The sequence below is a fragment of the Nucisporomicrobium flavum genome (genome assembly GCF_016464385.1).
GTDB classification, from domain to species: domain Bacteria; phylum Actinomycetota; class Actinomycetes; order Mycobacteriales; family Micromonosporaceae; genus Actinoplanes; species Actinoplanes flavus_A.
In genome coordinates this window covers 665952-677602 of sequence record NZ_JADMLH010000002.1, presented here as the reverse complement: position 1 = coordinate 677602, position 11651 = coordinate 665952, and the positions used below count along the sequence as shown (strand labels likewise).

Here is an 11651-nt window from a genome sequence, read left to right as displayed (position 1 = left end):
GCCCTCGAACGGCAACACACCCCCGGTGGCCGCCGGAGGTGTGTCTGTAACGGCAACGCCCTCCCGCTCACCAGCGAAAAGAGTCACCTGTGTTCACCCTAGCGCCTGTTCCCGTACTCGAAAAGTCGACCTTTCTTCTGACCGCCTCGCCCACGCCCGGTGGCGGCCGCGGCAGTCTGAGCATCCTGATCATGCTGATGGCGGCGGTCATGATGATCATGTTGGGCCTGCTGCGGGCGGCGATCGCCCCGGTCATGGACGTCATCAAGGCCGTGCTGGCCGGGCTCGCCGCGTTCACGCTGGCCGCGGCCCTGCTCATCCTGTTGATCGTCGCCTTCGTCATGTCCACCTAGTGCGGCGCCTCGGGATCACGGGACCGGCGCTGCGTGCGTACGGCGCACGCCGGTCCCGGATCGACCGGCGTGCGTCCATTGGGCACGATGAACCTGTCTACCGGGAACGCGCCCGGCAGCCGGGTGTCGTGCTCGTCGCCCGGGTCGGCACCCGCCCGGTGGGCGCGATGTACGTGTCGCTGCGCGCGGCGCACGAACCTGAGGTCATCCGCCGGCTGGGTCGCGTACCCATGCTGCACAAGCGGATCTCTGACGCGGCACGGCCATGTCCGAATCCCGCCAGCCAGGAGGGCCGGCCAGGGAGCAGACTCGAGCCCATGGAACTGGACTTCGAGCGGTGCTACCGGGCCGTCGACAGCCGTGACCAGCGCTTCGACGGCTGGTTCTACACGGCCGTGCGTACCACCGGCATCTACTGCCGGCCGTCCTGTCCCGCGCTCACCCCGAAGCGCGAGAACGTCACCTTCCATCCCAGCGCGGCGGCCGCCCAGCGGGCCGGCTACCGGGCCTGCCGCCGCTGCCGGCCCGACGCCGCGCCGGGCTCGCCCGAGTGGGACGTGCGGGCCGACGTGGTCGGGCGGGCCATGCGGCTCATCGGCGACGGCGTGGTGGACCGGGAGGGTGTCCCGGGGCTCGCGAGCCGGCTCGGCTACACCGAGCGGCACCTCAACCGGATGCTCTCCGCCGAGCTGGGCGCCGGTCCGCTGGCGCTGGCCCGGGCGCAGCGCGCGCAGACCGCGCGGATCCTCATCGAGACCACCGCGCTCGGCTTCGCCGAGATCGCGTTCGCGTCCGGTTTCGGCAGCGTGCGGCAGTTCAACGACACGATCCAGGAGGTGTACGCGCGATCGCCCGGCGAGCTGCGGGTACGGCGTACCGGCGGGGAACCGGAGGCGGGCGCGATCTCGTTGCGGCTCGCGTACCGGGCACCGCTGCACGCCGGCGCCCTGCTGGGGTTCCTCGCCGCGCGTACCCTGCCGGGCGTCGAGGAGTGCGACGGGACGACGTACCGCCGGGGGTTGAATCTGCCGCACGGCAGCGCGACCGTCGCCCTGACCCCGGCCGACCGCTTCGTGTCGGCGACACTGCGGCTGACCGACGTGCGCGACCTGGCGCCCGCCGTGGCCCGCTGCCGGCGGCTGTTCGACCTGGACGCGGATCCGGTCGCCGTCGACGGCACGCTGGGTGCCGACCCCGCGCTGAGTGCGCGGATCAATGCGGAGCCGGGGGTACGGGTCCCCCGCGCGGTCGACGGCTTCGAGATGGCGGTCCGTGCGATCGTCGGCCAGCAGGTCTCGGTCTCCGGCGCCCGCACCACCCTGAGCCGCATGCTCAGTCCGGTGCAGCCGGGTGAGCTGCGCGGCTTCCCCACCGCCGAGGCCGTGGCGGGTCTGCCGGACGACGCGTTCCGGATGCCTGCCGCGCGACGGGCGAGCATCCGCGCGCTGGCCGAGGCGGTGGCCGACGGCAAGCTCGACCTCGAACCCGGCGCCGACCGGGAGGAGGCCGTCGCCCGGCTGCTCGAGCTGCCCGGCGTCGGCGCGTGGACCGCGGGCTACGTGGCCATGCGCGCCGTCGGCGACCCGGACGTCTTCCTCCCCACCGACGTGGCGGTCCAGCGCGGCGCGAGGGCGCTCGGCCTGCCGCACACCCCCAAGGCGCTGGAGGCGCACGCCGAACGCTGGCGGCCCTGGCGCTCGTACGCCCTGATGCGACTCTGGAGGTCCGCATGATGCACAGCCACACGCTCGACACCCCGGCCGGCCCGTTCACCTACGTCGTCAGCGACGCGGGCACGGTACGGGCGGCCGGCTTCACCACCGAGGTCGGTGCGTTGCTTTCGCTCGTACACAAGGATCTGCGGGAGGAGACGCGACCCGCAGCGTCACCTGGGCCGGTCGGGGACGCGGTGCTGTCCTATCTGGACGGTGACCTGACCGCGATCGATGGGGTCGTGGTCGAGCAGCACACAACCGGCCCGTTCCTGGCCCATGCCTGGCAGGTCATGCGCGAGATCAAGCCAGGCGCGCCGGTGACGTACACGGGCTTCGCGGAGCTGGCGGGCCGCCCGTCAGCGATCCGCGCGGCGGCAACGGCATGCGCGCGCAACGCGGTGGCGCTGTTCGTGCCGTGCCATCGGGTGCTGGGAACGGACGGGACGCTGCGCGGGTACCGGTGGGGTCTCGGGGTCAAGACCTGGCTGCTGGAGCACGAACGCCACGATCCGTCCTAGGCTTCCGGCTCCCAGGCGATCAGCTGCTCGAAGACGCGACGGTCGCCCGCGAGCTCCACGGAGTCCAGCGGGATGCGGCCGTAGAAGACCAGGACCAGATCGCTGGCCGTACCGCGGAGGGAGGCGTCGGGCTTGTCGTCCGCCGACTGCAGGCGGGTGACCCTCGCCCCGTCGGCGGACAGTCGGAGTCGGAGGGAAAGGCCCTCGGTGGCGTGGTAGTCGACGACCGCGGGCTCGTGCGGCCACGCGGCCGTCGTCGCGCAGCAGGTGAGCTGGAATTCCTCGACGCCGTCGAGTGCGATCTCCACCGGCAACGGCTGCGGGTCGCCGAGGGCGAGCTGGGCGTCGTACGTGTGCACCGCGCCCTCCTGAACCTGGTGCCGGGCGACGGCTCCGGAGGTCTGCGGCGACTGAGAGGCGCCCCACCAAGTCCGGCAGCCGCGATCCGGGCCGGCCTCCCGCAGGGCGTTCAGCAGCTCCTGCGTCGAAGCGGTGAACCAGGCGAGCAGGGCGGGGCGCTCGCTCGGTGCGGCCGCTGCGGGACCAGGAACCTTCCCGGCGACGACGGCGGCCCACTTGCGGCGTCCCGCGCCCAGGTGCTGCACCAGATCGAACAGCGTCCAGCCGGGGCAGGTCGGCACCGGGACATCGAGATCGGGCGCGCCGGCGATGAGGGTGCTGAAGGCGGTCGACCGCTCGTCGATCAGCCTTAGGAAGTCAGGAAACTCACGAGCGTTCTGCACGTCGGTTGTCTATCCCCATTCCGCGTGAAGGTCGCCCGCCGTGACCAGTATCGAGCCACCCGTGAGCTTGATCTCGTGGGTGCACCCATGCACGTGCGGCATTACCTCGTCGAGCTGAACGTCGCCCAGCCTAGGCGTGTCCGGCCAGATGCGTGGTCCCCCGGCGGGCCCGGCGTCGAGGTCGAGCCCGACGACATCGTCGTAGGTGAGAACCAGACCGGCGTGGTGCTTGAACGTGTTGGGGGCGAATCGGAGCTCAGCCGTCAATCGACCGTGCCCGGCTTCGCCGAGGGAGATGCCGGCGAACCGCAGGTCCTTGACGCATCTGGCACTCGCGAAGTCGTAATGATCGACGTCGGTCGCGAACGACCGGGCACCTTCCGGGAGGCCGGCTTCCAACTCGGGAAGCTTGTCCAAGTACGGCTGAGGATCCAGCAGCTGAGAAGGCCAGGGGCCATCCGCCGAGGACACTCGTACCAGCTTCATCAGAAGCTACCGCCTCCAGCTCGAACACCAGAACGTCGACTACGGAGAGGTCTGCACCGGGACCCCCAGCAGCACGGGGAACGATGGACGGTCATCACCGGCCAAGATCGAGTACGCAGTCTCTGGTGAAGATGGCGACCACGATCTCGTCCTTGAGAAATTCTCGAGCAATGTACGATCTTTCGCCATGACGCACGGCGCAGAAGGTTACATTCCCCGTGAAATAGTCGGCATCGAAGAGCGCCGGGGACACCGAGACATAGGCAGACATCTCAACGTCAGGTAATTGCTGATGCTGCACATGGAGGGCGCTCCAACTGAAAGCAATTCCCCGCCGCAACAGCGCAGGAACCCGTTCACGTTGAGCCTCAGTCAGGTCCAGGTCAGGTATTCCACGGCCGTTGACGGCCACCTCGTGGTCCATGACATGAGGAAACGTCGACCTGTCGCCGTGGTAGCTGTCGTACCAGGCCGACAACAACACAGCTCCGCCGACGACGCGCCAGCCCTGCTTCACCACCGCATCCAGTTCAGGTGTCAGGTCATGTCGGCGAAGCGTGCTCAAAACATGCGTTCCGCCGACCGCTTCCGCTTCGGCACTAAGCCATGACACGGCCTTGCATCTCCTCTACGGCATCGCGTTATCCACAAGTTTCGATCACGCGGCTGAAGATTTCCGAGGTCCAGTTCTCAGCTGTCGGCCTCCTTCGCCAGATAGACACGACGACCACTGCTTCCTGGCCAGTGGGCGTCCGGCCTGCCCACGAAGATCGACGACTCGATCACGATCGGTCCATCTTGAAGGGCCTCCAGCTCGAACAGCAGATCGTCGATGTCCTCGTCCACCTCGGCGTTACGTTCGCTGACGGCGACATAGAGGACTACACGGCCGGAATCCAGCGCCACCGACAGAGCGCGGATCTGCGGCGATATGAGGCCCAGAGCCGCCTGCACGACGTCGAGCACCAGCCTGTTTTCCTCTTCGAGCAAGCTCACCAGCCCAACCCCTTAAGGCGTCCAGCCCGGATTGATCGGAACAACGCTGGGGCTCCTTGTTCCCTTGATCATGAAAACATTCGTCGGCTGATCGACGAAACCCGCGCCAGGATTGTTGTTGTAGCCCGTCACACCGCCATAGCGGACAACGATGTGTCCGTTGTTGGTCCGCCCCAGGACCGTCGCGTCACCGCTGTGATACGCGTCCAGCACACTCTGAGCGTCCGCCTGGCTGTTGAGATAGCTCTTGCCGGTTCCGTCATGCAGCGGGTCTCCCTGGACATGCCGCCCTTGCTTCTGCCGGCTGATGGACGTGTTGACGCAGGCCGAGCCGCCTTCGTTGTGCACGAGGACCGGAACGTTGCCGGCCAGCACATAGTACGTGTGGAGGTTGGCGACGGTGAGGGTGTAAGCCGGGGCGTAGCGGTGGTCATCGAGGTCGAGTGAACCGACGGCGGCGCCGGTTCCGGCCGGCGTCCGAAGGTGGTCACGGGTATCGAGTTCGTCCGTGCGCTCCCACCGGCCGTCGGTTGCGTTCCAGAAGGAATGGTCCTCAGTCGTGACGATGCGTTCGCCGTCGACCGTCAGGACGAACAGATCGTCGTCGTGGGCCCAGACCTCTTCGATCTCGCGACCGCCCTGCTCCCCGGTTGTCGGGTCGGTAGCCAGAACCTCGTCACCGGGCTTCAAATCTTGCAAAGCCTTGGCCGAGCCGTCGGCCAGCAGAACCCGGGTGTCGGCGGAGAAACTCTTGCAGCTGGTCGCTTTCCCGATCCTGACGCCCGACGGACCACCCTCTTTGTCGCCGGGGCGGCTCATCGGGCCGACCGGGTGCATGTTGCCGTCGCCGCCCAGCGTGAGCAGGCCGTTCCACTCGTGGATGGTCATGACCATTTGCCACCACTCGAAGGTCTGTTCCTTCTCGCCGCGGAACTTCAGGTAGCCCGACATCCAGGCCGAGAAGACGCCCTTGAGCGTGTGGTCGTTGTCGTCCTGGTCGATGACGCCGGGCAGGGCCGGCGGGTGGTCGCCCTTGTAGCGGTCCAGCGCGAGCGCCATCTCCTTGACCGACGTCGCGTTGTTGCCGCCGAGGTTGATGGCGACGCCGTTGATGGAGCCGGTGCCGTTGCCGTCGTAGTCGGTGTCATACGTCGTGCCGTTGGGCAGCGTGCCCTCGTCCGGCGTCGTGTCGGTCTGCGGGGGCGGCGGCGAGTTGCCGTTCTCGTGGCCGTCGCAGCCCATGCCGTTGCCGACCATGCCGGGCGTGCATTCGGCCGAGCCGTGCTCGCCGGTCGGGTCCGACATCGTCACGGGCGTGTTGTTGGAGTACGAGTAGCCGTTCCACTGCTGCGGATCTGCCATGTCCATCAGCGGGTCGACCGAGATGAAGCGGCCGAGTTGCGGGTCGTACTCGCGCGCGCCTACGTGGGTCAGGCCGGTCGGGTCCACGTCACCGCCGACGAAGCCCTTCAGCGTCGGCCACATCTGGCCCGCTCCGCGGGGTTCGCCGTACGGGCTCTGGCGGCGGACGGTCTCCTTCTGGGTCGCCGCGTCGATGACCAGGAGCTGCGTGCCCTGGTGGTCGGCGTACGTCCACTGCAGGCCGCCGGGCCCGGTACGGGAGCCGATGATCGCCCCGTTGAAGGTGTAGTACCTGGTGGCGGTGTTGCTGGATGCGCCGGTCGCGCGCTTGAGTTCCATGCCGGGCAGGTACACGGTGGAACCGGAACTGTCGCGGCGCAGGAAGCGGTTGCCCGTGTCGTCATAGAGGTTGGTGACCTGGGTGGCCCCCTCCACGATCTTGGTCAGCTTGCCGGCGTTGTCCCAGGTCAGGGTCTGCGCGCCGCCCGTCGGGCCCGGCCGGGTGATCATGTTCCCGGCTTTGTCGTAGCCGTAGGAGGAGGTCTTGACCGCCTGTCCCGTGGCCTGGGTCGTCGTCTTCGTGACGGCGTGCGGCTGGACGACGCCGTCCCCGGGCGCCGGCACGGAGTAGGTGGTCTCGACCGTGCTTCCCGGCAGGTAGGACGTCTGGGTCTCGCGGTTGCCGAGCTCGTCGATCACCCATTCGGTCCGGTACGGAGCCGGGCCGGTCATCTCCGTCGCGGCGGCGGCCACATCGCAGCTCACCGTGGTGCCCGGCGTCCATGCGGAGACCAGTCGCTGCTGCTTGTCGTAGCCGAAGCACTGCTTCTCGGCGCCGCCTGTCTGGGGCACGTCGAGCAGATTCAGGATGTTGCCGGCCGCGTCGTAGTCGTACCGGCGGTCCCATACCGTGCCGGTGGCGGTTTCGGCCTTGACGGACGTCCGCTTCGTCCGGCGGGTGAAGATGTCGTACTCGGTGGTGTCCTGGACGTACTGCTCGCCGGTGACCTTGCGCTGGGTCACGGTCGGCTCGCCGAACTTCGAGTACTCCTGCAGCGTCACGTAGCTGTCGACGCCGGGCAGGTTGGTGGTCAGTTTTGTCGCGAGGCCGGTGTCCCCGGAGAAGGCAGTCACCACCTTCTCGGCGGGCAGGTCACCGACCTTCGGGTACGTGATGCTTTCCTGTACGCCGTTGAAGGGCGAGAAACCGTAGCCGTACGTATAGGTGCCGCCCAGCCCGGTCTCGCCGCTGGGGATCACGTAGTTGACACCGGTCGCCTGGTTCCGGGCGTTGAAGGAAACGACCTGCGTCTTGTACGCCCGCTTGTCCTCGTAGCGGATCGTCTGCGTGAGCTGGTCGGGGGCGGGCTGCCCCGTGTACAGCACGTCGTACTTCCATTCGGTGCGCAGGTTCTCCGGCGCCTTGGAGCCGTTGTACTCGGCCGTGCGGCGTCCCAGGCCGTCGTAGTCGTAGACGAGCGTGCGGTTCTCGGCATCGGTGGTCGACATCAGGTCGCCGACCTCGTTGTGGAACTGCTGCGTCTGGCCCTTGTCCGGGTCGATCGTCAGCCGGATCCGCCCGAGCACGTCGTACTTGGTGACCCAGCGGTTCTTCTTCACGTCGACGACATCGGTCAGCTGGTTCTTGCGGTTGTACGTGTACGTCGTCGCGTCGTACGCGCCGTCCACCCCCGCGGCGGTGGTGTGCACGCGGAGTTCGCGGGTACGCCCCTGAGCGTCGACCACCGTCGTCTTGGCTGTGCCGCCCTTCGGCGGCGTCACCCGCGTCAGATCACCTTCGTGGGCGGTGTGCGTGCGCCATTTCTCGACGAGGTTGGTCTCGCCGTCGCCGGCGAAGTTGATGACGTCGGTCGCGCGGCCCGCGAGGTCGTACAGCGTTTCCTGGACCCGGCGCAGACTCCATTCCGGCGCCCACCAGAGCCGGCCTGACGGCGTTCCCTCGGCGGCGTGCGCCGGATAGGTCTTCACCGTGTTGCCGTACTCGTCGTAGAGCGTGTCGGTGACGACCCTGTTGCCGTCGGTCGCCCGGACCTGCGTCTGCCGCGGCCGCAGGAAGCCGTCGTAGATCGCGTACGTGGTGGTGTACTTGCCGCCCGCGTTGAGCGCCGCCGTCACGACGTACGGGTAGTCGCTGCGGTCCGGGGAGAAGACGTAATCGAACGTCGAGGACGGCTCGTCCTTGTGGTCCGCCTTCGGCCAGCCGACCGCCCACACCTTGCTCAACCGTCCGAGCGGGTCGTATTCCTGGGTGGCAGTGCCGCCCGAGAGGTTCACGGTCGTGGTCGGCAGGTCCCAGTACGGCGCCTGCCCTACCTCGGTCTTCCAGTTGTACGGGGCGCCGGTAACCGTCGTGATCTTGGCTGCCGGAGCGTTCGCCGGCTCGTACGTCAGCGTGCTCTTGTTGCCCCGTTCGTCGGTCTGGGTGGCCGCGCGTCCGAAGTCGTCGAAGGTGGCGGCACTGGCTCTCATGAACTCGGTGCCGCCGGCCTTCGTCCAGTTCTTCAGCTCATTGGTCTGGGTCACCGAGCCGTACTTCGGGTCGGTCGTGGAATCCGCCGCGCCGTCGTAGAAGTACTGCGTGTCGGTCAGGATGTCGTCGGTGCTCGCGACCTCCTTGTCGCAGGTGACCACCTTGGTCACGACACGCTGCTTGATGCCGATCAGATTCTTGCCGACGTTGTTGTTGTACGAGTACGTGGCGCACTGCTCGTCCCCGTCGACGTCGACGTCGCCCATGTCCTGCATCTTGAGCAGCGTGCCGTTGTTGTCGTCGAACCAGGACTCCTGACGGGTCACCCGCCAGCCGCGTTTGCCGTCCACGCCCAGGGCTGTGGCCGCGTACTTCACCCTGGTGTTGATGAAACGGGCTTCGGCCTTGTCGCCGTTGATCGTCCGAGTGGCGTGCGCCGCCGACCGCCACGGGACGTTCACCGTCTTGGAGACCGGCTTGCTCTTGCTGCCGTTGTAGACGGTCTGCTCGCGTACCTGGCCGGCGAACTGGTCCTCGTCGTAGACCTTCTCGGTGCCCAGCGTCGCGTCGACCGTCTCGACGCGTTTGTCGCCGGCCTCGTTGAGCCGGTCCTCGTCCATACCACGCATGAAGGACGTCACGGTCAGGGTCTGCGGGTTGCCCGGATCCCCTACCCGGGTCTCGACCTCTTTGTACCCGCGGAACTGCGACCAGGTCTTACGTGACTGCCGGATGAAGCCGTCGTCGTCGGCGTAGTGCCATGCCGGCTTGCCCACGTACGTGTAATGGGTGTTGCGGATCGGGCTCTGCTGACCGCTGTCGAGCTGTACGTCCGACTGTGTGACCTGCTCGACGCGGTACTTGTGCCACCACTCGGTGATGTCGCCCTCGTCGGCGTCGCTCGGGTTCGGTCCGATGACGGGGTAGCAGAGCCGGCTGTTGTTCTCCGGCTTGATGTCCTCGGTCTCGGCCGCGGTGCAGTCCGGCAGGCTGTACGTGACGGTGGTCTTCGCGCCCGTCTCCGTGACGATCTTCCCCAGTCGCTGCCAGCTCTCGGTGCGGTTGTGCGCGGTGAGAACCCGGTTGGGCAGAGTGGTCGGCGAGAAGGTCACCGGCGGCAGCTTCACCTCACCGCCGACGAGCCCCGCGTGCACGACCGAGGCGAGCCACAGGCCGGCGTGGGTGCCGTCCTGCGGTGACGGGAAGTCGTGGGTCAGCGTCCACGAGTCGACGTCCTGCCACCTGGCCGGAGAGACCGTCGTGTCCCAGATCTTGGTCGTCACCTTGGCGAGGCGCTTGGTGGACCAGAACGTCGGCGAGAAGTTGTCACACGTACTGGCGTCGGTTTTGCACTCCTGGTCCCAGGGCACGTCGGGCCAGCTCGCTGCCGTGTGCTTCGAACAGTCCTCGTTCGGCTTGCACCGGTCACCGGGCGTGAACACCACCTGCGCGCGGGCGGTCGTCGAGCGGTCGGCTTCGCCGCGGTCCCAGGTCCCGTAGTCGATGCGTTTGAGGAAGCCACCACGAACGTACGGAACGACGTCGGTCTTCTTGAGGTTCGCCGCGTAGGCGTTGGTGTCCTTGTCGTACCAGTAGGAGATGGTGTTGCCCCGTACGTCGACGACATAGTCGAGGTTCCACCGCCACGCCTGGTCGCAGTGGGCCTTGGCGAAGTCGGAGTTGTAGCAGGGCTCCTTCTCCTTGTTGCCGTAGACGCGGGTGGTCCAGGCGGAGTTCGTGGACTGGGCCTGGCCGGGCAGCTTGTTGCGGCCGAAGAAGTACTGGGTGCCGTTGGTGGTGGTGACCTTCCAGTGCTCGCCGTCGTCGTCACCGTTGTCCGCGCCGGTGAGCTTGGTGATCACCGAGCCGTCGTCGCTGCGGGAGCGCCAGAGGTCGTCCTTGTCCCAGATCAGCTCACTGGAGTGACCGTCGAGGTTCAGCACCGCGTTGTCGGAGCGCCAGCACCGGTCGCCGCTGTCCTCCTTGTTGGTCGAGTCCTTCTTGTCGTCGTAACAGGCCAGGTACTGCCGCTCGATGTAGCCGGGTGAGTACTCGAAACCCTCGCCGATCACGGACGGCTGATTGTTCGTCGCCGAGGTACGCCCGTCGACACCGCCCGAGTTGTAGGTGAGGCCGACCGTCGGTGCGGCCCCACCGATCGCCGGCGGCGTCCGCATGGGGTACGACCAGGAGAAGTCACCGGTCGACCCGCCGGAGGACCAGGTGGAGGAGGCCGCCAGCGACGTCGCCTTGTAGTCGCCGTCCGGGCCCTCCGGGGCGGTGTCGAGCGCCAGGAACGACCCGGCGGACAGGCTCCGCGTGGACGCGCTGACCGTGCCGGCCTTCGTGTCGTTCACCGAGGGAACCTCAGCCGCCTCGCAGCCGAGGGCCTCGGGTGTCGTCACCGCGCACGCGGGAAGCTTGTAGAGCTTCAGCCGCGACGCCCAGTCGCCGCCGCGCGCGTACCGGAAGCCGTCGTAGCTGAGGGAGACCCGGACTGCTTTCGCCGCGGACGTCTGCTTTCCCGACGTCGACGCCGCGGAGGCCGGACGGGCCGCGACGACCTTGACGACCAGGCCGTCCTGCCACCGTGCACCGACCTTGGCCCGGTCGACGACCTCCAGCTCCGCGGAGGCCGGGGCGGGGGCGGCGGAGTCCTTGGCCGCCGCCTTCGGCTGACCGGCAGCGGTGATCCTGGTGCCCGCTGCCGGCCACACGGGCGCGGGCGGTGGTGTGTTGCGGTACGGCGAGGCCTCCACCGGAAGACCCTTGACGGTGTGCCCCGCCGTGTTGAGCTGGTCCGCCGCGGCAGCCGGCCCCGCACCTGCGCCCGGTGCCCGCGCATCGGCGGGCGCCGGCGCGTTGACGAGCACCGCGGCCACGATGCCGGTGGCCAGCGCCGCGGTGACGGCACGACGAGATCGGGAGAAACGCACAAGGACCTCCGCCCGTACGGGCTGACGAGAAGACGGGGCGGAAACGCGGAC

Annotated in this window: 8 protein-coding genes; 3 read left to right on the top strand and 5 right to left on the bottom strand. The window is 68.0% G+C overall.

Features of this window, described 5'->3' with window-relative positions:
• Positions 1-191: 191 nt before the first annotated feature.
• From IT780_RS07295 to IT780_RS07285, 3 genes are all read left to right on the top strand, one after another.
• Complete coding sequence (locus IT780_RS07295; RefSeq protein WP_199510613.1) at positions 192-353, top strand: hypothetical protein; 162 nt, start codon at positions 192-194, stop codon at positions 351-353.
• Between the two features lie 317 nt (positions 354-670).
• On the top strand, positions 671-2086 hold the full coding sequence (locus tag IT780_RS07290) for a DNA-3-methyladenine glycosylase 2 family protein (protein ID WP_199510612.1): 1416 nt from the start codon (positions 671-673) through the stop codon (positions 2084-2086).
• Positions 2083-2586 (top strand): methylated-DNA--[protein]-cysteine S-methyltransferase, encoded by a 504-nt coding sequence (locus IT780_RS07285; RefSeq protein ID WP_199510611.1) that lies wholly within the window; start codon positions 2083-2085, stop codon positions 2584-2586. Before IT780_RS07290 ends, IT780_RS07285 begins: the two co-directional genes overlap by 4 nt.
• Here the strand turns inward: IT780_RS07285 and IT780_RS07280 are convergent.
• The 5 genes from IT780_RS07280 to IT780_RS43010 all read right to left on the bottom strand — a co-directional run bounded on the left by IT780_RS07280 (position 2583) and on the right by IT780_RS43010 (position 11600).
• A complete protein-coding gene (locus IT780_RS07280) occupies positions 2583-3329 on the bottom strand; it encodes a maleylpyruvate isomerase family mycothiol-dependent enzyme (protein ID WP_199510610.1) in 747 nt (248 codons plus the stop codon). The two genes, IT780_RS07285 and IT780_RS07280, sit on opposite strands and share 4 nt — an antisense overlap.
• 9 nt (positions 3330-3338) lie before the next feature.
• The gene (locus IT780_RS07275; protein WP_199510609.1) at positions 3339-3815 is read right to left on the bottom strand and encodes a hypothetical protein; all 477 of its coding nucleotides are present in this window, start codon (positions 3813-3815) and stop codon (positions 3339-3341) included.
• 94 nt (positions 3816-3909) lie between these two features.
• Complete coding sequence (locus tag IT780_RS07270; protein WP_199510608.1) at positions 3910-4428, bottom strand: hypothetical protein; 519 nt, start codon at positions 4426-4428, stop codon at positions 3910-3912.
• Between the two features lie 77 nt (positions 4429-4505).
• Entirely contained in the window at positions 4506-4811 is a 306-nt protein-coding gene (locus IT780_RS07265) for a MafI2 family immunity protein (protein ID WP_307831078.1), read from the bottom strand.
• Positions 4812-4823: 12 nt separating this feature from the next.
• Positions 4824-11600 (bottom strand): RHS repeat-associated core domain-containing protein, encoded by a 6777-nt coding sequence (locus tag IT780_RS43010; protein ID WP_199510607.1) that lies wholly within the window; start codon positions 11598-11600, stop codon positions 4824-4826.
• Positions 11601-11651: the final 51 nt, after the last annotated feature.

Bases quoted from the DNA above. Each gene is read 5' to 3' on its own strand.
- IT780_RS07285 (WP_199510611.1), top strand. From the start codon at position 2,083: ATGATGCACAGCCACACGCTCGACACCCCGGCCGGCCCGTTCACCTAC.
- IT780_RS07295 (WP_199510613.1), top strand. From the start codon at position 192: ATGCTGATGGCGGCGGTCATGATGATCATGTTGGGCCTGCTGCGGGCG.
- IT780_RS07275 (WP_199510609.1), bottom strand. From the start codon at position 3,815: ATGAAGCTGGTACGAGTGTCCTCGGCGGATGGCCCCTGGCCTTCTCAG.
- IT780_RS07290 (WP_199510612.1), top strand. From the start codon at position 671: ATGGAACTGGACTTCGAGCGGTGCTACCGGGCCGTCGACAGCCGTGAC.